This is a genomic window from Streptomyces sp. NPDC005492, assembly GCF_040605995.1.
Taxonomy (GTDB): domain Bacteria; phylum Actinomycetota; class Actinomycetes; order Streptomycetales; family Streptomycetaceae; genus Streptomyces.
In genome coordinates, this window is the sequence record NZ_JBEXDX010000001.1 from 549,522 (window position 1) to 571,341 (window position 21,820).

The window sequence follows — 21,820 nt, forward strand, 5'->3', positions numbered from 1 at the left end:
GGCCCCTAAAATTTGGGTTACTTAACAGTAATTAGCACTGTGATCACAGCGTCCTTGGAGCGTGAGAGACCTTGGCCGGATCGGCTGACTTCGACCTGTACCGCCCGTCCGAGGAGCACGACATGCTCCGCGACGCGATCCGCTCGCTGGCCGAGGCGAAGATCGCGCCGTACGCCGCAGCGGTGGACGAGGAGTCCCGCTTCCCGCAGGAGGCCCTCGACGCCCTCGTCGCGAACGACCTGCACGCCGTCCACGTACCCGAGGAGTACGGCGGCACCGGTGCCGACGCCCTGGCCACGGTGATCGTGATCGAGGAGGTGGCCCGCGTCTGCGCCTCCTCCTCCCTCATCCCCGCGGTGAACAAACTGGGCTCGCTCCCCGTGATCCTCTCGGGCTCCGAGGACCTGAAGAAGCGGTACATGACGCCGCTCGCCAAGGGCGACGCGATGTTCTCGTACGCCCTCTCCGAGCCGGACGCGGGCTCGGACGCGGCGGGCATGAAGACGAAGGCGGTCCGCGACGGCGATTACTACATCCTGAACGGCGTGAAGCGCTGGATCACCAACGCGGGCGTCAGCGAGTACTACACGGTGATGGCGGTGACGGACCCGGAGAAGCGCAGCAAGGGCATCTCGGCGTTCGTGGTCGAGAAGTCCGACCCCGGGGTCTCCTTCGGCGCCCCGGAGAAGAAGCTCGGCATCAAGGGGTCCCCGACCCGCGAGGTCTACCTCGACAACGTCCGCATCCCGGCCGACCGCATGATCGGCGCGGAGGGCACCGGCTTCGCCACGGCGATGAAGACCCTGGACCACACCCGCATCACCATCGCGGCCCAGGCCCTCGGCATCGCCCAGGGCGCCCTCGACTACGCCAAGGGCTACGTCAAGGAGCGCAAGCAGTTCGGCAAGCCGATCGCCGACTTCCAGGGCATCCAGTTCATGCTCGCCGACATGGCCATGAAGATCGAGGCCGCCCGCGCCCTGACCTACCAGGCCGCGGCCGCATCGGAACGCGGCGACAAGAACCTCACCTTCCAGGGCGCGGCCGCCAAGTGCTACGCCTCGGACGTGGCGATGGAGGTCACCGTCGACGCGGTCCAACTCCTCGGCGGCTACGGCTACACCCGCGACTACCCGGTCGAGCGGATGATGCGGGACGCCAAGATCACCCAGATCTACGAGGGGACGAATCAGGTTCAGCGGATTGTCATGGCGCGGAACCTGCCGTAGCGGCGAGGCAATTGCCGCGGGGAGTGCACCAGCACTCCCCGTGTGCGTTGCTGACCTCACCCTTCCCCCTCCAATACCGTCCCCGCCCGTGCCACCGCGATCCTGTTGCTGTGGTCCAGCGTCGCGAGCAACGCCAGGTCGGTGGGCGGGAGTTGGGTGACGTGGGATCGGCGGGCGCGGAGCAGGGTGGCCGGTAGGTGGTTTCGGGTGGCGCAACTGCCGTCCGTCACCGCGACGTTGATCTCGTACCGTCTGAGCCGCTCGGTCACGCCCTCCTTCGTGTACCGCTCGCGCAGCGCGGTGACGGCCGCGGTGGGGGAGGCGTAGGGGAGGCCGTGCGCGGTCATGCACGATCGCCAGTTGTCCAGCGCGCGTAGGTAGCGGGGGTCCCGCGCGGCCTCCTGGGTCAGGCGTTCGTCCAGTTGTTCCGGGATGTAGGTGAGGCGGGCCCAGGTCTTCACGTCGCCGGCCAGCCGTGCCCTGCTCTCGGCCACGCAGCCTTCCGTCGGCACGGATGCCGTCGCCCTGCCGTACAGCCGCACGGTGGTGTGCGGGGCGCCCGTGCCCACGTCGGCGTCCTGGTACCGCTTCTTGCCTGCGGTGGAGAGTGCTTCGTAGGACTGGTCCACGGGCTCGCGGGCGTCGGTGTCGTTCCGCACGGCCAGGCCGTACCCCTGGGTCCTGCGCTTGGTGAGTCCGATCGCCGCCGACTCGTCCTCCGGGACCGGGAGCCGTGCCGCCGGGCGGGCGGGGAAGGCGAACCCCGCGGCCTTCATACAGCTTCGTTCGAGCACGTCGGTGGCCGTCTGCAGCGCGCCCGCCCCCGCGGGCCAGCCGCCGGAGCGGGTGGCCAGGTCGGTCATCGACACGGTCGGCGCGGCAGGTGCCGTCGTGGGGCCGGACCCGGCCGGCCGGGAGGTGCAGCCGGCCGGGCCCGCCATGACCACGAGCCCGGTGAGGAGCCCGCAGAGGAGTCGTCTTACATCGGTCACGAAGCCGTGCACCAGTGGTTGGAGCTGATCGTGTCGTTGAACGCGGCGTCGCCGTAGTCCACGCCGAAGTCGTACACGGAGTCGTAGCGCGCCACGCTGTGCCAGTTGCCGGTGTAGCCGGCGGCGCTCCAGAAGTAGACCGTGCACTGGGTGCCCTGGTTCTCCAGGGAGCTGATGCAGTCGTTCCAGGTGCCGGGGTACTTGGTGCAGCCGCTGCTGTTGGTGAGGTTCATGTAGTTCGTGTTGTTGCCGGCGACCTTCCCCATGGTGCCGCCCTTGTAGTTGTCGACCCAGAAGCACGCGTACCCGGTCTGGTACGGACAGTACTGAGTCTGCGCGGCCGGAGCCGCCGCCGAGTCGGTCGCCGCGTGCGCCGTGGTGCCGGCCCCGGCCGCCACGGCGAGCGCGAAGGCGGACGCCACCGCGAACTTGGTCATCCCGGTCCCGCGTAGTGCTGGCATTTCTTCCCCCTTGCGTCGGTGACCCCGGTCCGGTGGGCCGGGGCGCCACTGATATGGCGTGGGCATGTCATTTCATGCCGACATGCCCGCGTGCCGTTGTGCGTGAGAAGCGTGCCAGGGGCGTGTGCCACGGCTATTGGAAAAAAGTGCGTGTGGGGCGATACCGGCCGAGAATCGACCTCGGTCACAGCGCCCCGGCCAGCACGCTGGTGACCTTCCCCCGCGAGCGGTCCTCGACCGGCGGGCCGGTCGAAGCCGCGCGCCGGGCGACGAGGAAGTCGCCCGGTGTGCAGCCCACCATCCGCTGGAACTCCTGGGCCAGATGCGGCTGGTCGTAGAACCCGCACTCGGCGGCGACCCGGGCCGGCGCGACCCCCGAGGTCAACAGACGCAGCGAGTGCTGGAGCCGGACCACCCGTCCCAACGCCTTGGGCGTCAGCCCGAGTTGCTCCTTGAACGCGTCGGACAGCCTGCGTCTGCTCCAGCCGACCTCGGCGGCGAGAACGGACACCGGTGTCGTCCCGCCGGACCCGAGCAGCAGCCGCCAGGCGCGCAGGGCCTGCGGCGCGCACCCGCCCCCCGCCACCAGCCTGTGCGTCAACTCCCGGTCGAGCAGGGCGAACCGGGCCGCCCAGCCGGGAGTCTCGGCGAGGGCGTCGACCAGCGGCCGCAGTGAGCGGCCCGGCAGGGCGAACGGGTCGGTGTGGGTGAAGGCGAGTTCGTGCATGTCGACACCGAACATCGTGAAGGCCGCCCAGGGGGACATCACGATCTCGACCCCGCTCACCCGGCCGTCGTGCCGGCCGATGACGGTGTCGGTGCGCAGCCCGGTCAGCAGAGAGCAGTGCCGGGTCGGCTCGGCCGGGCCGCGGTCCGGGCTCCAGATCCGCAGCTCTCCGGTGAAGCCGAGGACAAGGGTCACCTCGCCGTGCGGAACCTCACGCCGCGAGCGCGGGTGATCCGTCGCGATCCGGAACCCGCGGTAGTGCCTGACCGACGAGCGAAGTGCGGGGTGGGGCAACGCCAGGGCGGTCTCCCACGTTCCCTGAGGGCATTGTCGTAACAACATGCCGCCATGGAAGCGGGGGACCGCACCACACGTCATCGCGGCTTCCGGCCGTTTACGGGTCGGAAGCCGCGATGGTCGATCGGTGGGTGCTCAGTTGCCCGAGACCGTGACCTTCTGGTCGTTGTTCAGCTCGTTCACCAGGGTCTTGACCTTCGCCTTGTCCCAGACGAGGTTGCCGCCGGTGGAGCCCGAGATCGGCATGTTCATCGATGTGCCGTCGCCGCCGCTGACGCCCTTCATCGCCCAGAACATCGACGCCAGGTCCCAGAGCGACATGTCCTTGTCGACGGACAGGGAGTCCAGGCCGGCGCCGAGGGTCGGGTAGAGCTTGAAGGGGTTCATGAGGGTGCCGGGGGTGGCCACCTGGTGGGCCAGGGCCGACAGGAACTTCTGCTGGTTCTTCGTGCGCTGGAGGTCGGAGGCGGCGAACGCGTGGCGCGTGCGGACGAAGGCCAGGGCCTCCTCGCCGTTCAGCGTCTGCTTGCCCGCCTTGAAGTCGGCGCCCGAGTAGGAGTCCTTGAAGCCCTTGTCGATGTCGATCGTGACCCCGCCGACCGCGTCCACGATGTCCGCGAAGCCGTTGAAGCCGATCTCCACGTAGTGGTCGATGTGCAGGCCCATGTTGTACTCGACGGTGCGCACCAGCAGCGTCGGCCCGTCCTCCGCGTACGCCGCGTTGAGCTTCGTCTGGCGGCCCGTGTTCTGGTACGTCTTGCCCGAGGTGGAGCCCACGTACGACGGGATCGTGACGTTCGAGTCGCGCGGCAGCGAGATCAGGGTGTCGCCGCTGTCGCCCACGTGCAGGATCATCATCGAGTCCGTGCGCTTGCCCTCGGCCGAGCCGGTGTGCAGCTTCTTCTTCTCGGCGGCGGTCAGCCCCTCGCGGCTGTCGGAACCGACGATCAGGTAGTTCGTGCCGTCGCCCGCCTCAGGCCGGTCGATCACCTTCGACAGGTCGACGTCGCGGTTCAGCTTGGAGTCGGCCCAGAAGTAGGTCGCCACGGACGTCACGACGAACAGGGTGACCAGGGTGATCGCGGTCCACTTGATACGACGGCGCCAGTTGGGCGCGCGCCGGGGACCCCGGCCGTCGTCCGGCCCCTCCGGTCCGCCGGGCCCGCCACCGCCGTAGACCTGGCCGGTGTTGTAGCCGCTGTCGTATCCGTTGCCGTAGCCGCCCTGGCCGTAGCCGTTCTGGCCGTCGTCATAGCCCTGGCCGCCCGTGTACGACGGCTGCGGCGGGACCCCGGCGCCGTACGGCGGGGCCTGCGGGCCGCGTCGTACCTGGCGCATCACACGTGCGCTCTCCGGCTGTGCGTTCGCGCTGCCGCGTCCGTACTGGTTCCCGCCGCGGTTGTCGCCGGACCATCCCTCGGGCCAATCGTTCATGGGCCCCAGTGTGCAGGTTGCGACCATGTCCTTTACAAGGGTCGTAGGAAAATCAGGGCACTGCTGTTGCGAAGCCAACACAAAGTCCGCAGATGTCCGCCCGGCATAAGGTGAAGTCCATGACAGACCTGCCGGGCAAGCCGGTGTCCGCCTCCCGGACCACGCTCAGCCACATCATGACCCACAACGACACGAACCTTCTGGGCACGGTGCACGGCGGTGTGATCATGAAACTGGTCGACGACGCGGCGGGTGCCGTCGCCGGGCGGCACAGCGGCGGACCGGCCGTCACCGCGTCCATGGACGAGATGGCGTTCCTGGAACCGGTCCGCGTCGGCGACCTCGTCCATGTGAAGGCCCAGGTCAACTGGACCGGGCGGACCTCCATGGAGGTCGGCGTACGGGTCCTGGCCGAGCGGTGGAACGAGTCGACCCCGGCGACCCAGGTCGGCTCGGCGTACCTCGTCTTCGCCGCCGTCGACGCCGACGGCAAGCCGCGCGCGGTGCCGCCGGTGATCCCGGAGACCGAGCGCGACGAGCGCCGCTACCAGGAGGCCCAGATCCGCCGCACCCACCGGCTGTCCCGCCGCCGCGCCATCATGGAGCTGCGCGAGAAGCGGGCGGCGGAGGGCCTGGACGACTGATCCGGGCCCGCCCTGTTACGAACACCCCACCTTGTCGCCCGTCACCACCCCGAACTCCCCCTGCTGCACATCCGTCGCCCGCACCCGCGCGACCTGCTTGAAGTCGCTTCCGGCGATCACCTTCAGCACTGGGCCCTGCCCCTTCACCGCCCGTAGCTCGCTCCCGGGCAGCGCCGCCGCGAGCGACTTCGCGGAGCGGTCCCAGCGCGGGTCGTAGGCGACGACCGTCCGTCGTACGGAGTGGTTCGCCGCGCTCACCGGCAGGTGTGTCGTGCGGAAGCCGGTCGTCGCCAGGGCCGCGTCCACGCGCTTGCCGAGGCCGCCCGTCGACGTGCCGTTCTCCACCTGGACCTGGATCTGCTGCGGGGCCACGTCCACCACCTTGACGGCGTTGGCGCGCGGCGCCCGGTGCACGGTCAGGGGCTTGTCGTCGCGCAGGGTCTGGAAGAGCTTGGCCGCCTTCGCCTGGTCCCACTTCAGGGTGGAACCGATGTCCTTGACGACGTATCCCATCTGCCCGATCGGCACCGTGGTGAACTCGGAGGAGGACGGGGAGAAGGTGCGCATCGCCCGCCCCAGGTCGAGGAGTTCCTCGGTGCCGAAGCCCTTGTCCGCGCGGACCGAGCCGAGCACGGCCCGGGTCACGTCACGGAACTTCAGCGGGTTCAGCAGCACCCCGGAGGAGGTCGCCTGGTCGATCAGGGCCGCGAGGAAGCGCTGCTGGCGTTTCATCCGGCCGAGGTCGGAGGCGCCGTCGACGTGCCGGGAGCGGACGTACTGCAACGCCTGCCCGCCCATCAGCGTGTGCGTGCCGGCCGGCAGGTCGAGGCCGGTGTACGTGTCCTTCAGCGGTTCGGCGGTGCAGATCTTCACGCCGCCCAGGACGTCGACCGTGTGCATGAAGCTGGTGAAGTCGACCTCCAGGTAGTGGTCGATCTTCACGTGGGTCATGTTCTCGACGGTCCGGACCGTGAGGTTGGGGCCGCCCTCCGCGTACGCCGCGTTGATCTTGATGGGGTGCGCGGGACGGCCCGCCATCCCCGGCACCTCGGCGTACGAGTCGCGCGGCAGGCTGACCACGCTGGCCCGCTCCCGGTCCTCCGAGATGTGCACGATCATGATCGTGTCGGTGCAGTGGCAGGGCGCGCCGCCCAGGTGGTACTTGTGCCGCTCCGCCTCGGTGATCTGGTCCCGGCCGTCGGTGCCGACGAGCAGGACGTTCATGCCGTTGCCCCCTCGCGGCCGGTTCTTCATGTCCTTGAAGGGGTCGACGCGGGCGATGTCCGCGTCGAGGCTGGTGACCACCGCGTGCCCGATCCCGGCGGCGGCGAGGACGACCACGGAGAGCGTGGTCGCCGCCCGCATGGCCCAACGCGGCTTCTTCGGCCGTACGGGGGGCCGTGGGCGGTGCTGAGGGGGGCGGGCGGTGGGGGAGCGGCGGGGCGGCGTGGGCATGGGGGACACCTCCGCGAGGGCCGAACGTGGGATCTTGAGCACCGTAGGCCCATACGATCTGCGACCACGGCCGCCGCCCCGGGCGGGCGCGGCGGTGTCCCCCGTTCGCGGTAACGTGAGCCCCCTATGAACGCCAAGCCCGACGTGCGACTCCCCGCCGTATCTGTGATCATGCCCGTCCTCGACGAGGAGCGGCATCTGCGCGGAGCCGTCCAAGCGATCCTCGCGCAGGAGTACGCCGGCGAGATGGAGGTCGTGCTCGCCCTCGGTCCCTCGAAGGACCGCACGGACGAGATCGCGGCCGAGCTCGTCCAGGAAGACCCGCGCGTGCACACCGTCCCGAACCCGGCCGGCCGCACGCCCGCCGCCCTCAATGCCGCGATCAAGGCCTCGCGCCATCCGATCGTCGTCCGCGTCGACGGCCACGGCATGCTCTCGCCGAACTACATCGCCACCGCCGTACGGCTCCTGGAGGAGACCGGCGCGCAGAACGTCGGCGGCATCATGCACGCCGAGGGCGAGAACGCCTGGGAGGACGCGGTCGCCGCCGCGATGACCTCGAAGATCGGCGTGGGCAACGCGGCCTTCCACACCGGCGGCGAGGCCGGGCCCGCCGACACGGTCTACCTCGGGGTGTTCCGCCGCGAGGCCCTTGAGCAACAGGGCGGCTACAACGAGGAGTTCATCCGCGCCCAGGACTGGGAGCTGAACTTCCGCATCCGGGAGGCGGGCGGCCTCATCTGGTTCTCGCCCGAACTGCGGGTGTCCTACCGCCCGAGGCCGAGCGTGAAGGCGCTGGCCAAGCAGTACAAGGACTACGGCCGCTGGCGGCACGTCGTCGCCCGCTACCACGAGGGCTCCATCAACCTGCGCTACCTCGCCCCGCCGACCGCCGTGTGCGCGATCGCGGCCGGCATCGTGGTCGGCGCGGCACTGACACCCTGGGGTTTCCTGATCCCCGGCGGCTACCTCGCGGCGATCGCGCTCGGCTCACTGCCGGCGGGCAGGGGACTGTCCCTGAAGGCCCGCCTACAGATCCCGGTCGCCCTCGCCACCATGCACATGTCGTGGGGCTACGGCTTCCTCACCAGCCCCAAGTCCCTTGCCCGGCGCGTCATCGCGTCCCGGCGACCCGCGGTACTCAGCCCCACCAGTAGCTGAGTACCGCTCGCTCCGCGGCCGACCCGGACTACCAGACGTAGTTCGGGTCGACGTGCATGCAGGCCGTGGTGTCCGAGCCGTTGAGGGCGTCGGCCGACGTCGGGGTCGTGTCGTCCTCGGCCGGTGCCTTGTACTTCGTGCCGGTGCTCCAGTCCGCGCCGACGACCAGGGTGACTCCGGAGACGCTCGTCGACTTCTTCACCGCGCTCGTCGGGATGCCGAGGGCCTTGGCGACCCGCTGGGCGTCGCCCTCCAGGTCGGCGCTCGGATAGCGGACGACCGTCGTGGCCTGGCTCAGGATCGCCGACGAGTCGGCCACCGCCTCCTTGAACCCCTTGCCGACGAGGAGCTCGGCCACCGCGGTCGCCCGTCCCCGTACCGCGCCCGTCGTGTCGGTGCGGGTGCCGTTCTCCACCTGTACGGCGATCTTGTCGTCGGCGGCGGCCGGATCGGTGGACGCCGTCGCCGCGGCCGTCGCGGTCGTCTTCTTCTTGTCCTTGCCGTCCAGCGCGATGTCCTCGCGGACCAGCCGGAACAGCTTCGCCGCGTCGGTCGGCTTGGGAACCACCCGGCCGCTGCTGGTCGCCGAGTACTGCCACGGCATCGTCGTCATGGTGATGCGGCTGGTCGGGACCTTCTTCAGTTCCTTGCTCAGGTCGTAGAGCTTGGCCACGGTCCCGAGACCATTGTCGACCGTGAGCGCCTTGGTGGCCGTCTCGGCGAGGCTGCGCAGCCTGGTCGGATTGCTCAGCGTGGCGTTCTCGCGCAGCTGGCGGACCATCGAGTTCATGTACTGGTGCTGCGCCTTGGTCCGGGCGATGTCCGTGTCGTCCTCGAAGCCGTAGCGCGTACGCAGCCACTGCAGGGCCTGCTTGCCCTTCACCGACGTCGTGCCCTTCTTCAGCTTCAGGCCGGAGCCCTTGCCGGAGGAGGTGTGCGAGTAGATGTTGGCGTCCACACAGACCGGCACCCCGCCGATCGCGTCCGCCATCGACACCACACCCGCGAAATCGACCATCATGAAGTGGTCGATGTGGATGTCGGTCAGCTTCTCCCAGGTCGCCACCGTGCAGCCGGGGCCGCCGCGGCCCAGCGAGTCGTTCGTGATGACGTCCGTCTCGGCCGCGTACGTCTTGCCGGTGTCCGGGTCCGTGCACTTGGGGATGTCCGTCAGGGTGTCGCGCGGCATGCTCACCACCGACATGTTGGTGCGGTCCGCCGAGACGTGCAGCAGCATCTGTACGTCGGCCCGGGGCGCTGTGTTGAAGGTGTCCTTCGCGCCGCCGAGCTTCTGGTTCTCCGCGGAGTCCCGCGCGTCCGAACCGATCAGCAGGATGTTCAACGGCTTCTGCCCGGCCGCGTTGGCCTTGGACTCGGCCGCCCTGTCCTTCTCGTCCCCGATGTTCAGGGGGTCTTTCTTGATGTTGTGGTTGAGGTGCTCGTAGTACAGGTATCCGGCGCCGGCCGTCCCGGTTATGACCACCGCGAGGACGATCGCCGACCAGCGCAAAGCCCGGCGTCTGCGGCCCTTGCGTCTGCCCTCCGCATCGCCCGGCGGTCTCTTCCCGTCGGCCGGCGTGAGCGACATCGTGTCCTCAACCGCCGGCACCTCCCCACGCACGCTCTGAGTCAAGTCCCCACCCCTCCCACACCGCGCCCTGCTGACACACGGGTCCGCCCCGCGCCCTGTTAGACGCGGAACGGACCCGTGTGGTCACCTACTTGGCGCACTCAACCTTGTCCGCGGTGGACTTCTGGACGCCGGCGGGCGTCGACCCCGCGGTCGAGGTGAGCGGGACGCCGGCTCCCTTGAAGTCCTTGCCCAGGGTCAGCGTCATCGCCGGCAGCCCCTGGGAGTTCTCCACACTCTTGCCCGGCTTCATCGCGGACCCCGAGAGGCCCATGATGGCGGCGAGCCTGCGAGCCTGGTCCGCCTGGTCGGGTGCGTACTCGAGGGTCGTCTTCGCGAGCGCCGCCGGAGCGTTGCCCGCGTTCTCGGACTTGAGCACGCCCTCATCATTCTGCAGCCACGTAAGAGTTTCCTGTGCGCTGCCGGCGACGGCCCCTCCATTGAGGATCCGCACCCGCACCGCGGAGGCGGCGGACTTGGTGCCCTTGAGCCGGGCGGCGACTGCGGCCTTCTCCTTGGCGGCCTTCTGCTTGACCGCGGTGAAGGAGGTGTCGCTCTTGATCAACGAGAAGACCTGTGGGGCGGTCGTGTTGTTGAGGACGACGGTCACCGGGGTCTTCTCCGCCGGGTTGTCGACGACCGGCACGGTGGTGAAGGTCAGGTTCTTCGGGTTGAGCTTGCCCAGCTCGAGACCGAGGTCCTTCAGCTTGCCGATGGAGTCGAGGTTGTCGTCGACGGTCAGCGCCTTGGTGCCGGCCTCGGCCAGCTTCAGCATCTTCGAGGGGCTGGTGAGCGTGGAGTTGGACTTCAGCTTCCGCATCAGCGCGCTGAGGAACTGCTGTTGGAGCGTGATCCGGCTCAGGTCACCGCCGAAGCCCACCGAGTGCCGGGTCCGCACGAAGGCCAGCGCCTGCTCGCCCGAGAGGTTGTGCGTGCCCTTGGACAGCTTCAGATGCGAGTCCGAGTCGTCGATGTCCTTGGCCAGACAGACCTGGACCCCGCCGACCGCGTCGGTCAGCGTCTTCACGGCGTTGAAGTCGGCCACCATGAAGTCGTCGGCCTGGATCCCGGTCAGCTCGGTGACCGTCCGCACGGTGCAGCTTGCGGTACGGCCGTCCTGGCCGAGGCTGGTGTTGAAGCGGACGCTCGTCGTGCCCGGGATGACCTTGGACGTGCCGTCCGACTGGGCCGTCTGGCAGTCCGGGACGTCGGTGATCAGGTCACGGGGGATGCTGAGCGCGGTCGCGTTCGAGCGGTCCTTGGACACGTGCAGCAGGATCGTGGTGTCCGCGTGGCCGACGCTGCCGGCGTCGCCGTAGCCCTCGTTGCCCGCGCCGGTGCGCTTGTCGGTGCCGATCACCAGCAGGTTGATGGCCTTGCCCTTGCTGAAGCCACCGGTGCTGGCGCCGTCGTCGGAGACGGCCGTGATGTTGTCGTTGAGGTGCTTGATGTACAGGTAGCCGCATCCGGCCACGGCGACCAGCGTGAAGGCCAGCCCGCCCCCGGTCCACATCAGGACCTTCTTGCCCTTGGCCTTCTTCTTCACCGGCCGGCGCCCGCGCCGCCCGGGCGGCTCCTCGGGCGCGCCCCGCCGTCTGCGCGGCCCCGGAACCTCCGGCTCCGGGATCCGGGGTGTCGTCTCCCGCCCCGGCGCCACACTGCGGTTGTACGCGGTGGGTCTACGGGGCCCCGGCACCGCTGACTGCGGTGTGGAAGGAGTCAGTCGCAGTTCGTATTCGCCAGTGTTCGGATTGAGTACCCACTGGTCTGCGGGGTCGATGTTGTCCGCCCGCCCACGGCCTTGCGCGTCCACGGTTTACCGAATCCTCCGTCGGGGCCACGCGGCGCCTTCCCCCTCCAGGCGCTCGGGTCTCGTTCATCCGGTGCGCAAGCACACCGGATCGCTCACACTATCCGGCCAGTTGAGCGTGAAGTGACTGCGGTGACAAATTGCACGTCCCTACAACCGGTCAATCCGTCCTATTTTTCGGAACAGAAGTTCGTCGACTTGGTGCGCGCTTCACCCGCAGGTGTCCTCGGCGGCGGTGTTCCCGTGGAACGTCGGCGCGGGCGTGGCCCCCGAACCGGACGTCGTATTACGGGTGTTTGTGCCGTAATCCGGTGGAACTTCCCGCGTCACCGCGACCGGCGCGTCCTCCCGCAGTCGGGCGAACAGCTTTTCGGCCTCGGGCTCCACGAGCTGGTCGCGATTCGCGTTGTAGATGTACGACTCCCGTGGAACGGTGAGGAATTGCACATGTTCGGTAGGGATGTTCCGCAAGCCGCGCACCAGTTCGTACAGCCCGCGCAGATTCGCCAGATCCGGATCGGTCGTCAGCGACGAGGTGGCCGCGTCCAGCACCGGATACAACTTCGCCGGATTGAACAGCACGTCATCGCTCCGCACCTTGTTGACCAGCGCGCCCAGAAACCCCTGCTGACGGTCCATCCGATCGGTGTCACTGCCGTTGCCCAGCGACTTCCGCGCCCGTACGTACCCGAGCGCCTGCTCCCCGTCGAGGGTCACCCGCCCCGCCGGCAGCTTCAGTTTGGCGGCCTTGTCGCGAATGGGCTCCTTGAGGCACACCTGCACCCCGTCCACGGCATCCACCATGTCCTTGAACCCGTGGAAGTCCACCACCATGTGATGGTCGATCCGAACTCCCGTCAGTTTCTCGACAGTTCGGATCGTGCACCCCGAACCCCCCACCTGGAACGCGTAGTTGAACATCGAGAACATCGGCTCGGTCCGCGTGCCGTCCGTCCGCAGACACTCCGGCACATCCACCATCAGGTCCCTCGGCAGCGACACGGCGGTGGCGCTGCGCCGGTCGGCCGCCAGATGCAGCAGGATCGTCGTGTCCGACCGCTCGGTCCCCGAGTCCCGCCCGTACTCCGCGTTCCCGTCCCCCGACCGGGAGTCGGACCCGATCAGCAGAATGTTCTGCGCCCCCTTCACCAGCGAGGTCGGCCGCTCCTTGTCGTAGCGGGCCAATTCCGCGGCGGCGGCGTCGTCCGGCGTGATGTTCGAGTCGAGCTTCGCGTACACGGCCCACGCACCCCCGGCCGCCGCCACGACGAGCGCCCCTACCCCGGCCGCCGACCATCGCAGCCACCGCCGACGCCGCCGACGTATGAGCCCCGGCCCGGACGCGGAGGCCCCCGCGCCCGGCCCGAGAACGCCTCCTGCGGTGTCGTCGAACACGTGCGGTCCACCCCTCACGGCCGGGTTCCACTCCTTCTACGACCATGGCGTGGATGGGGTGGGGAGGCGGCTGGTGCTACTCCACTCGGGTGAGTGGGCCCGGCCGAGGGGCGCGGGGCAGTGTCGGCGTTCGGCTCCGCCTCAGCGGCGCGTAACACTCACCCGCTCACTCTCGACCCGCTTGGCCAACGCGTCCTCGCTCAACTGCCCCGCATTCCGGCACAGGACCACGGACCCCCCGGTGGCGAGCGGCCCGTACAACCCCGCGCACAACCCCTCCCACGTGTCGTACGACAGCCCCGACAGCACCCGGGCCCCCGCGTCCCCGTCGACCCGAGCCCGTTCGACGACCTCCGCCCCCGTGAACTCCGCCTCCGCCACGATCAGCGCCGGCTCCTCGGGATCGACCGGCGAGAACGCCACGAACCGGTCCCCCTGGCTCGGCACCTCCACCGCGTAGTCGACGAACCCGGCCGGAGTCTGCGGAAACCGCCCTCCGAGCGGCCGCAGGGCAAGAGCGACCCGCTCCCCGCCGCAGGCCCGCGCCGCCTCCAGCGACTCGGGCCCACTCACGACCACGTCCGCCGAAGCCGCATCGCCTCCCATGTCGGCGACGGCCCCCACGGACGAACACGCCAGCAGCCACACCGCCGTCTGCCAGTGCGCGGGAAGCAGCAACGCGACCCGGTCGCCGGGTCCCGCGCCGAGGTCCCCCTGGAGCAGGTTCGCGGTCTTGGCCACCCAATTGGCGAAGGTGGCCACGGACAATTCGACCCGTTCCCCCGTGGCGTCGTCGTAGAAGGTCACCAGGGGGCGGCCGGGATCCGCGGCGAGCGCGGAACGCAGCAGGTCGGCAGGGGTGCGATCGGTGGCGTTCATCCGCGCAAGCGTACGCGGGCGCCCGGCGCGGCCCGTCCCCGCACCCGGCGCCGGACCACCGGTTCGGACGAACGGGAGCCGACGGTCCGTCAATTCCCGGATGGACAGATATGTATGACTATGTCCAGAGTCAGGGGCATGCGTGGATTCCTTGCTTCCTCGATCGGCGTCACCTGCGCCGCCGCACTGGCCCTCCCGCTCTCCCTGCCCGCCGTCGCGGCACCGGTGGCGCCGGCGGCGCCGTCGGCGAACGGCGCGCGATCCGCGTCGATGACCGTCGCACCGGACCTCCCCGGCAGCACCCAGTCGCTGCCCCTCGTCCCCCGAACCCGCGACCGCACCCTGGGTGCGGCCCCCGAACAGGGCCTCACCCGCGACGACGTCCACCGCTTCTCCCTCGTCGGCGTGATCTGGGACGACCCGGACACCGCGCTCCGCGGCCGCGTCCAGGTCCGCACCCGCGCCACCGGCACCGGCAAGTGGTCCGGCTGGCAGGACGTCGACACCCACAACGAGGACCACGGCGCCGACCCCGGCACCGCCGAGCGCGACTCGGGCCACGTCCACGGCTCCACGGCACCGCTGTGGGTGGGCGACTCGGATGGAGTGGACGTACGCGTACGAGCGGACACGGGCACGACACGGGCCGTAGGGAATGAGGCGGCTCTGCCCGCAGGCCTGCACCTCGAACTCGTCGACCCGGGCGCGGACCCCCCGCCCGCAGGTGCCCGGGCGGCCACCGACGGCGCCGCCGCACCGCTCACCGAGGAGACGGTCGAAGCGTCGGCGGCCAACACCGACCTGGTCCCGCTGGGCGCCACCGAGGTCCCGGCACTGAGCAGGCGGGCCACGGAACGCGAACTGGTCGCCCTGCGCTTCAAGGCGCAGCCGTACATCGGCCCGCGCCCGCGTATCGTCACCCGGCGCGGCTGGGGCGCCGACGAGAAGCTGCGGGAGAAGGGCTTCGTGTACACGAAGAAGGTCAAGGCGGCCTTCGTGCACCACACCGCCACCGGCAACAACTACCGCTGCTCGCAAGCGCCTTCCGTCATTCGCGGTATCTACCGCTACCACGTCAGGAGCAGCGGCTGGCGCGACATCGGCTACAACTTCCTCGTCGACAAGTGCGGAACCATCTACGAGGGCCGCGCCGGGGGAGTGGCCAAGGCGGTCCTGGGCGCCCACACTCTCGGTTTCAACACCAACAGCATGGGGATCGCCGTCCTCGGAACCTTCGGCAGCGCCAAACCGTCCTCGGCGGCAGTGAAGGCCATCGCCCGGCTCACCGCATGGAAGCTCGGACTCTACGGAGCCAATCCGCGCGGCAAGACATACCTGAAGTCCGGGGGTGGCAATCTCTACCGAAAAGGGAAGAACGTACGACTCAACGTGATCTCCGGACATCGGGACGGATACGCCACGGACTGCCCAGGACGGCAGCTCTACGGCAAACTCGGCTCGGCCCGCTCCACGTCGGCCCGGTACCAGGGTCGCTGACAGGGAGCCGGGGGAGGATCCGCGGGACACGTGCACGGTCTGCATACACTGGCCGGCCGAAATTGAACAGTCAGTTCGGCCGGTCCCGGCAGGAAGCAGAGACGACAGGTGACAGAAGCGATCCTTCTGGTCGGCGGCAAGGGCACCCGGCTGCGCCCGCTCACGGTGCACACCCCGAAGCCGATGGTCAGGGCGGCGGGGGTGCCGTTCCTCACGCATCAGTTGGCGAGAGCGAGAGCGGCGGGCGTGGACCACATCGTCCTGGCCACTTCCTATCTGGCGGACGTGTTCGAACCGTACTTCGGCGACGGCTCGTCCCTCGGCCTCCACATCGAGTACGTCACGGAGGACGAGCCCCTCGGCACGGGCGGCGCGATCCGCAACGTGGCCTCGCGCCTGCACTCGGGCCCCGAGGACCCGGTCCTGATCTTCAACGGCGACATCCTCACGGGCCTGAACATCAGGGCGCTGGTGGATACCCACGAGACGACGGGCGCGGACGTCTCCCTCCACCTCACGAAGGTGACGGACCCCCGCGCCTACGGCCTCGTCCCCACCGACGACACGGGCCGCGTCCTGGCCTTCCTGGAGAAGCCCCAGACCCCCGAGGAGATCGTCACCGACCAGATCAACGCGGGGGCGTACGTCTTCCGCCGCTCGATCATCGACACGATCCCGGCAGGCCGCCCGGTCTCGGTAGAACGCGAAACGTTCCCAGGGCTCCTGGCTGCCGGCGCCCACCTCCAGGGCCTGGTGGACTCGACGTACTGGCTGGACCTCGGCACCCCCGCGGCCTTCGTCCGCGGCTCGGCGGACCTGGTCCTGGGCCGCGCCCCGTCCCCCGCGATCCCCGGCCGCTGCGGCGACCGCCTGGTCCTCCCCACGGCCCGCGTCGCCCCCGACGCCAAGCTGACGGGCGGCACGGTGGTGGGCGAGGGCGCGTCCGTGGCGGAGGGCGCCCGCGTCTCCGGCTCGACGATCCTCCCCGGCGCCGTCATCGAACCCGGCGCCGTCATCACCGACTCCCTCATCGGCACCCGAGCCCGAGTAGGCGAACGCTCCATCCTCACCGGCACGGTCATCGGCGACGGCGCGATCATCGGCGCCGACAACGAACTCCGGGACGGTATGCGGGTGTGGTGCGATGCGCGGATTCCGGCGGGGGCTGTGCGGTTTTCTTCGGATCAGTAGGGGAGTGGGCGAAGCGCGTCGGCGTTTCGGGTGGCCGGTCCGGGCGCTCAGTGCCGACGCGGGATGCCCAATGTCCGTACGAGCTGGGCGAGTTCCTCCCCGAAGAGCTTCTCCGGGCTGATCGTCTGGGTGCGCAGATGGCCGTAGACCTCCAGTGACACTAGGCCGTGCAGGTGCCCCCAGATGCGCAGCGCGAGGGCGACGGCCGCGGGCGGCAGGTCGGGGAAGGCGGGGCGCACCTTGTCGAGGAGCCCGGGGTCGAAGTCGGACCAGTCGAAGGCGCTGTCCTCGTAGCGGTGCCGCGCGTGGGGCCAGGCGGCTGCCGCGAGTGCGGTGAGTCCGGTGCAGACCCGGCGCGCGGCGTCCGGGGCGGGGCCTCCTTCGGGCGCCTGGTAGCCGGGCACGGGATCGCCGTAGATGAGCCGGAAGCCCTGGGGGTTCACCAGCGCCCAGCGCCGGAAGGCATTGGCCCATGCCTCGATGCGGACGGCGGGATCCGCGTCGGTGGTGGCCGCCCAGGCGGTGTCCACGGCGTCGGCCAGGGCGGTGTACACGTCGTTGACGAGGACGGTGACCAGGTCGTCCCGGGTAGCGAAGTAGCCGTAGATGGCGTTCGCCGTCATGCCCATCTCGCGGGCGATGGCCCGCAGGGTGATGGCGTCCGGCCCGCCCGAGGCCATCAGAGCAAGCGCCACGCTCTTGATCTCGGCCGTGGTCTCGACCCTTAGGCGCTCGCGCCGTCCTCTGCTGCCCGTGACTGTCACAGCGAGCACTTTACAGCGTCAATTTAATTACACCCGTGCGGTAACTTCACGGCGTATAGTTTTCGCACGGCGTTACCTCGCCTTCGTGCCACGCGTCCGCATGCAACAGGGGAGAACCATGCACATCGGAGTCATCGGAGCCACCGGGACCATCGGCAGCCGGGTCGTCACCGAGGCCCTCGACCGGGGCCACCAGGTCAGGGCGTTCAGCCGGGACGCCGCCCCGGCGCAACGGGACGAGCGCCGGGACGGCATCACCTGGGCGAGTGTCGACGTCCTCGACCCGGCGAGCATCGCCGTCGCCCTGCCCGGCCTCGACGTGCTGATCAGCGGATTCCAGCCGGGCAACGCGGCCAAGGACCTCGGGGACACCGTGCGGCGCTCGATCGCCGACCCGACCGTCTACGAGAGGGCCGCGCGAGCCCTGTTGAAGGCGCTCGAGAGCCGGCCGCGCACCCGGCTCATCGTGATCGGCGGAGCCGGCAGTCTGGAGACCGAACCGGGAGTGGTGCGCGCCGACTCCGACGACCTGTTGCACCCGACCCTCGACCGGCTGGGACTGCCTCGCGAATACACCGCGGCGATACGCGGCCACCGGGCGGCCCTCGATGTCCTGCGGACCTCCAACCGGCTGTGGACCTATTTCAGCCCCGCGGAGGAGATCGCCCCCGGCGAGCGCACCGGGCGCTTCCGAGTCGGCGGCGACCAGCCGGTACTGGACGCCGACGGCCGGAGCCGCATCTCGGCCGAGGACGCGGCGGTCGCCTTGATCGACGAGGCGGAGCTGCCTCGTTCCGTGCAGCGGCGCTTCACGATCGGCTACTGAAAACCGAGTCGGGTGGTGGGTGGCACAGAGCTGGGGTCCGGGGGCGGAGCCCCGCCGGCTCACAACTTCCCGATGTCCCCGCGTGGCATCTTCGGCGCCCGTCGCGCAGGAGTCCTCCCGCTCAGCAGGATCAACCGAGCCGCTCGATGCCGCTGCCCCGCATACGGCTCCAGCAGCGACAACATCACCGCGTCGTCCGCGTCCCGATCCCCGGCCAACGCCCACCCCACGATCCCCGGCAGATGCAGATCCCCCACGGTCACCGCATCCGCCGCCCCATGACTCCGCTGTACGGTCTCCGCGGACGTCCACACCCCCACCCCCGGCACCACCTCCAACCGAGCCCGCGCATCCTCCGCCGACATGAACACCGCCTGCTCCAGCCGCGCGGCGACCCGTACCGCACGCAGAATCGTCGAGGCCCGCTTGTCGTCGACCCCGGCCCGGTGCCACTCCCAGGACGGAATCAACGCCCACGCACGCGGCGCCGGCATCACGAACATCCGGCCGCCGACGGGCCCCGGCGCCGGCGACCCGAACTTCCTTACCAGCAACCGCCAGGCCCGATACGCCTCGTCGGTCGTCACCTTCTGCTCCAGCACGGACGGGATCAACGACTCCAGCACCAGCCCGGTACGCGTCAACCGCAGCCCCGGCCGCCGATGTTGAGCCACCGCCACCAGCCGATGCCGAGGCACGAACGCGGAAGGATCGTCCGCGGCGCCGAGCAACTCCGGCAACCGCTCCAACAGCCACTCCGCGCCCGGCCCCCAGGCCTCCCCCCGCACCTCACCCCCGCGAGCGGACACCCGTAGCGTCCCCGGCCCCGCCGGCGTGAGACTGGCCCGCCACACGGACCCGTCCGCGTCCGCCCGGAACGTGGGATCCCCGGGCCCCCGCCGCAACGGCCCGAGCACCAGCCCGAGATCAAGCACCCCGTCCGGCACCCAGGTCCGCACCCGCCCGGCCTCCGCGACCTGCCGAGGCACACCCCCGGGCACCACGACATGCCCGCCCCGCACAGTCGTACGGGTGGGCCGCTGAGCGAAACGTCCTGACACGAATGAGGTCCTAGGGAAGCCGGAGAAGTCCTACGAGGGTAGGCGCACCCGAGGAATGGTCATCGAATCTCACCGGATCTCGATGAACGCTCCCGCATCCCGCTCCCCCCGAGCCCGCGGTTCCTCCGCCGCGTGCCCCACCGCCACCGCCCCCATCGGATCCCACCCCGCCGGCAGTCCCAGCACCTCCCGCACGACGTCCCGGCAGAACATCGTCGACGACACCCAGGCCGACCCCAGCCGTTCGCCGGCCAGCGCCACCAGGAAGTTCTGCACGCCGGCCCCCGCGGCCACCACGAACATCTCCCGCTCGGCCCCGTCCCGCCGCGCGTCCCCGTATGTGTGCGATCCGTCCATGACGAGACACGGCACGACGAGATACGGCGCCGCGCGCAGCACGTCCCCGCGCCGCACCCGCTTCGCGATGGACTCCTCGCTCTTCCCGTCCCGCCGCAGATCCGCGATCCACGCGTCCCGCATCGCGTCCAGCAGCGCGGCCCGCGAGGCCGCGGACTCCAGCAGCACGAACCGCCACGGCGTCGTGTGATGCGGCGCCGGCGCGGTCACCGCCGCGGCCACGGCCCGTCGTACGGCACCGGGGTCGACCGGCTCGTCGGTGAAGGCCCGTACCGTACGGCGCTGGGTCACCGCCTCCCGTACCGCCTCCGACGTCCCGAGCCGGAACATGTCGTCGCGGCCGCCGCGCACCACGGCCCGAGCGCCGGGACCCTCGTCCTCGGCGGTCACGACGTGCGGCAGCCCGCGCACCACGGCGACCGGCAGCCCGGCGGCCTTGCCCTTGACCAGGTCACCGGCGGCGGCGAGTTCGTCGGCCGTGGCCACGACCGTCGCGCTGAGCGGGTTGCCGTACGCGTCCGTGCCCCCGCGCAGATCGTCCAGCACACGCACCCCGGCGGCGCCGATCGCGACGTCCGTGAGCCCCGTGCGCCAGGGCCGCCCGAAGGTGTCGGTGACGACGACGCCGATGGTGACGCCGAGCGCGTCCCGCAGCCCGTCGCGGATCACCCGTGCGGACGCGTCCGGGTCCTCGGGCAGCAACAGCACAGTCCCGGCAGGGGTGTTGGAGGCGTCGACGCCGGCGGCGGCCATGATCAGCCCCTGCCGGTTCTCCACGATCCGCAGGGCACCGCGCCGCGCCACGACCCGCACCGTCTCGGCGTCGATCGCGGCCTCCCGGTCGGCCGCCTCGACGATCCGCCCCTCCGCCTTGGACACGATCTTCGAGGTGACCAGCAGCACATCCCCGTCGACGAGCCCGGGCTCGGCCGCGGCGATCAGCTTGGCGAGGTCGTCGCCCGCCGCGACCTCCGGCATCCCGGGCACCGCCCAGACCCGGTAACCCTCCGCCGATGGCACTTCGCTCATGCCGCCCGCACCTCCTCCGCCAACGCCAGCGCCTCCCGCGCCATCCGCGCGGTCGCCTCGGTGTCGGTCATCATCAGCGGTACGGCCCGGCAGCGGATGCCCGCCGCCTCGACATCCGCTACGGCGGCCGCGTCCACGGTGTCGACGAGCCAGCCGTCGAGCAGCCCCGAGCCGTAGTGCTCGGCCACCGCCGTGGCCGTGGACTCCACGCCCACCGCCGCGAGTACCTTGTCGGCCATCCCGCGCACGGGCGCGTCCCCGACGATGGGGGAGAGGCCGACCACCGGCACTCCGGCGTCCGCGATCGCCTCACGGATTCCGGGCACGGCGAGGATGGTGCCGACGGAGACGACCGGGTTGGACGGCGGGAAGAGGATGACGTCCGCCTCCGCGATCGCCTCCAGGACGCCGGGCGCGGGCTTGGCCTGCTCGGCCCCGACCGGCACGACCGCCTCGGCGGCGACCGCCGCGCGCAGCCGTACCCAGTACTCCTGGAAGTGGATCACCTTGCGCTCGCCGTCGACCTCGACGGCGACATGGGTCTCGACGCGGTCGTCCGTCATGGGGATGAGCCGCACCCCGGGCTGCCACCGGTCGCACAGCGCCTCGGTCACCGCGCTCAGCGGGAAGCCGGCACCGATCATCTGGGTCCGCACGATGTGCGTGGCGAAGTCCCGGTCGCCGAGCCCGAACCACTCCGGCCCGACCCCGTACGCCCCGAGCTCCTCCTTGAGGTGGAAGGTCTCGTCGGCCCGACCCCAGCCCTGCTCCTCGTTGATGCCGCCGCCGAGCGTGTACATCACCGTGTCGAGGTCCGGACAGACCTTCAGCCCGAAGAGGTGGATGTCGTCCCCCGTGTTGCCGATCACCGTGATGTCCGCGTCCGGCACGGCCTGCTTGAGACCGCGCAGGAACCGGGCACCACCGATACCGCCTGCCAGAACCACAATGCGCATGGGGCCAAGTCTTGCAGGCGGGTAC

Annotated in this window: 19 protein-coding genes; 6 read left to right on the forward strand and 13 right to left on the reverse strand. The window is 70.2% G+C overall.

Annotated features, from left to right (window positions below):
- Nucleotides 1-71: 71 nt before the first annotated feature.
- Nucleotides 72-1,229 (forward strand): acyl-CoA dehydrogenase, encoded by a 1,158-nt coding sequence (locus ABZT04_RS02565; RefSeq protein WP_356052033.1) that lies wholly within the window; start codon nt 72-74, stop codon nt 1,227-1,229.
- Between the two features lie 56 nt (nt 1,230-1,285).
- Here the strand turns inward: ABZT04_RS02565 and ABZT04_RS02570 are convergent, their stop codons facing one another.
- The 4 genes from ABZT04_RS02570 to ABZT04_RS02585 form a co-directional block, all read right to left on the reverse strand.
- Nucleotides 1,286-2,221, reverse strand: coding sequence for a hypothetical protein (locus tag ABZT04_RS02570; RefSeq protein ID WP_356052035.1), 936 nt, complete (start codon nt 2,219-2,221; stop codon nt 1,286-1,288).
- A complete protein-coding gene (locus ABZT04_RS02575) occupies nt 2,218-2,682 on the reverse strand; it encodes a peptidase inhibitor family I36 protein (protein WP_356052037.1) in 465 nt (154 codons plus the stop codon). Before ABZT04_RS02575 ends, ABZT04_RS02570 begins: the two co-directional genes overlap by 4 nt.
- Nucleotides 2,683-2,866: 184 nt before the next feature.
- Entirely contained in the window at nt 2,867-3,787 is a 921-nt protein-coding gene (locus ABZT04_RS02580) for a helix-turn-helix transcriptional regulator (protein ID WP_356052040.1), read from the reverse strand.
- Between the two features lie 54 nt (nt 3,788-3,841).
- A complete protein-coding gene (locus ABZT04_RS02585) occupies nt 3,842-5,140 on the reverse strand; it encodes an LCP family protein (protein ID WP_356052043.1) in 1,299 nt (432 codons plus the stop codon).
- 92 nt (nt 5,141-5,232) lie between these two features.
- On the opposite strand from ABZT04_RS02585, the gene ABZT04_RS02590 reads away from it, so the two are divergent.
- Nucleotides 5,233-5,784 (forward strand): acyl-CoA thioesterase, encoded by a 552-nt coding sequence (locus ABZT04_RS02590; RefSeq protein WP_355908632.1) that lies wholly within the window; start codon nt 5,233-5,235, stop codon nt 5,782-5,784.
- Nucleotides 5,785-5,799: 15 nt separating this feature from the next.
- On the opposite strand, the gene ABZT04_RS02595 is transcribed toward ABZT04_RS02590, so the two are convergent.
- A complete protein-coding gene (locus tag ABZT04_RS02595) occupies nt 5,800-7,149 on the reverse strand; it encodes an LCP family protein (protein ID WP_356052139.1) in 1,350 nt (449 codons plus the stop codon).
- A gap of 216 nt (nt 7,150-7,365) precedes the next feature.
- Here ABZT04_RS02595 and ABZT04_RS02600 point away from each other — a divergent pair, with 216 nt between their 5' ends.
- Entirely contained in the window at nt 7,366-8,400 is a 1,035-nt protein-coding gene (locus tag ABZT04_RS02600) for a glycosyltransferase family 2 protein (protein ID WP_356052045.1), read from the forward strand.
- Nucleotides 8,401-8,428: 28 nt separating this feature from the next.
- On the opposite strand, the gene ABZT04_RS02605 is transcribed toward ABZT04_RS02600, so the two are convergent.
- The 4 genes from ABZT04_RS02605 to ABZT04_RS02620 form a co-directional block, all read right to left on the reverse strand.
- On the reverse strand, nt 8,429-9,988 hold the full coding sequence (locus ABZT04_RS02605; protein WP_356052047.1) for an LCP family protein: 1,560 nt from the start codon (nt 9,986-9,988) through the stop codon (nt 8,429-8,431).
- A gap of 130 nt (nt 9,989-10,118) precedes the next feature.
- Complete coding sequence (locus ABZT04_RS02610) at nt 10,119-11,843, reverse strand: LCP family protein (protein WP_356052050.1); 1,725 nt, start codon at nt 11,841-11,843, stop codon at nt 10,119-10,121.
- Between the two features lie 207 nt (nt 11,844-12,050).
- Nucleotides 12,051-13,253, reverse strand: coding sequence for an LCP family protein (locus tag ABZT04_RS02615; protein ID WP_356052052.1), 1,203 nt, complete (start codon nt 13,251-13,253; stop codon nt 12,051-12,053).
- Nucleotides 13,254-13,376: 123 nt separating this feature from the next.
- Entirely contained in the window at nt 13,377-14,114 is a 738-nt protein-coding gene (locus ABZT04_RS02620) for a TIGR03089 family protein (protein WP_356052054.1), read from the reverse strand.
- A gap of 138 nt (nt 14,115-14,252) precedes the next feature.
- Here ABZT04_RS02620 and ABZT04_RS02625 point away from each other — a divergent pair, with 138 nt between their 5' ends.
- Together ABZT04_RS02625 and ABZT04_RS02630 are read left to right on the forward strand one after the other, a co-directional pair.
- Nucleotides 14,253-15,611 (forward strand): N-acetylmuramoyl-L-alanine amidase, encoded by a 1,359-nt coding sequence (locus ABZT04_RS02625; RefSeq protein ID WP_356052056.1) that lies wholly within the window; start codon nt 14,253-14,255, stop codon nt 15,609-15,611.
- Nucleotides 15,612-15,719: 108 nt separating this feature from the next.
- Nucleotides 15,720-16,802 (forward strand): NDP-sugar synthase, encoded by a 1,083-nt coding sequence (locus tag ABZT04_RS02630; protein WP_356052058.1) that lies wholly within the window; start codon nt 15,720-15,722, stop codon nt 16,800-16,802.
- Nucleotides 16,803-16,849: 47 nt separating this feature from the next.
- Here ABZT04_RS02630 and ABZT04_RS02635 read toward each other — a convergent pair whose 3' ends face one another.
- Nucleotides 16,850-17,566: a TetR/AcrR family transcriptional regulator gene (locus ABZT04_RS02635; protein WP_356052060.1), complete on the reverse strand. Its 717-nt coding sequence runs from the start codon at nt 17,564-17,566 to the stop codon at nt 16,850-16,852.
- Nucleotides 17,567-17,684: 118 nt separating this feature from the next.
- On the opposite strand from ABZT04_RS02635, the gene ABZT04_RS02640 reads away from it, so the two are divergent.
- Nucleotides 17,685-18,392, forward strand: a complete 708-nt coding sequence (locus ABZT04_RS02640; RefSeq protein WP_356052062.1) for an NAD(P)H-binding protein — start codon at nt 17,685-17,687, stop codon at nt 18,390-18,392.
- Between the two features lie 59 nt (nt 18,393-18,451).
- On the opposite strand, the gene ABZT04_RS02645 is transcribed toward ABZT04_RS02640, so the two are convergent.
- The 3 genes from ABZT04_RS02645 to cofD form a co-directional block, all read right to left on the reverse strand.
- Nucleotides 18,452-19,453: a DNA-3-methyladenine glycosylase 2 family protein gene (locus ABZT04_RS02645; protein WP_356052064.1), complete on the reverse strand. Its 1,002-nt coding sequence runs from the start codon at nt 19,451-19,453 to the stop codon at nt 18,452-18,454.
- A gap of 69 nt (nt 19,454-19,522) precedes the next feature.
- Nucleotides 19,523-20,839, reverse strand: coding sequence for a coenzyme F420-0:L-glutamate ligase (locus ABZT04_RS02650; protein ID WP_356052066.1), 1,317 nt, complete (start codon nt 20,837-20,839; stop codon nt 19,523-19,525).
- Nucleotides 20,836-21,795 carry a 2-phospho-L-lactate transferase gene (gene cofD, locus ABZT04_RS02655; protein WP_356052068.1) on the reverse strand — a complete coding sequence of 320 codons (960 nt, stop codon included), beginning with the start codon at nt 21,793-21,795 and terminating at the stop codon, nt 20,836-20,838. The genes ABZT04_RS02650 and cofD overlap by 4 nt, the downstream gene beginning before the upstream one ends.
- Nucleotides 21,796-21,820: the final 25 nt, after the last annotated feature.

Bases quoted from the DNA above. Each gene is read 5' to 3' on its own strand.
- ABZT04_RS02625 (WP_356052056.1), top strand. From the start codon at position 14,253: ATGCGTGGATTCCTTGCTTCCTCGATCGGCGTCACCTGCGCCGCCGCA.
- ABZT04_RS02605 (WP_356052047.1), bottom strand. From the start codon at position 9,988: ATGTCGCTCACGCCGGCCGACGGGAAGAGACCGCCGGGCGATGCGGAG.
- cofD (WP_356052068.1), bottom strand. From the start codon at position 21,795: ATGCGCATTGTGGTTCTGGCAGGCGGTATCGGTGGTGCCCGGTTCCTG.
- ABZT04_RS02590 (WP_355908632.1), top strand. From the start codon at position 5,233: ATGTCCGCCCGGCATAAGGTGAAGTCCATGACAGACCTGCCGGGCAAG.
- ABZT04_RS02575 (WP_356052037.1), bottom strand. From the start codon at position 2,682: ATGCCAGCACTACGCGGGACCGGGATGACCAAGTTCGCGGTGGCGTCC.
- ABZT04_RS02650 (WP_356052066.1), bottom strand. From the start codon at position 20,839: ATGAGCGAAGTGCCATCGGCGGAGGGTTACCGGGTCTGGGCGGTGCCC.
- ABZT04_RS02580 (WP_356052040.1), bottom strand. From the start codon at position 3,787: ATGACGTGTGGTGCGGTCCCCCGCTTCCATGGCGGCATGTTGTTACGA.
- ABZT04_RS02585 (WP_356052043.1), bottom strand. From the start codon at position 5,140: ATGAACGATTGGCCCGAGGGATGGTCCGGCGACAACCGCGGCGGGAAC.
- ABZT04_RS02595 (WP_356052139.1), bottom strand. From the start codon at position 7,149: ATGCGGGCGGCGACCACGCTCTCCGTGGTCGTCCTCGCCGCCGCCGGG.
- ABZT04_RS02620 (WP_356052054.1), bottom strand. From the start codon at position 14,114: ATGAACGCCACCGATCGCACCCCTGCCGACCTGCTGCGTTCCGCGCTC.
- ABZT04_RS02600 (WP_356052045.1), top strand. From the start codon at position 7,366: ATGAACGCCAAGCCCGACGTGCGACTCCCCGCCGTATCTGTGATCATG.
- ABZT04_RS02640 (WP_356052062.1), top strand. From the start codon at position 17,685: ATGCACATCGGAGTCATCGGAGCCACCGGGACCATCGGCAGCCGGGTC.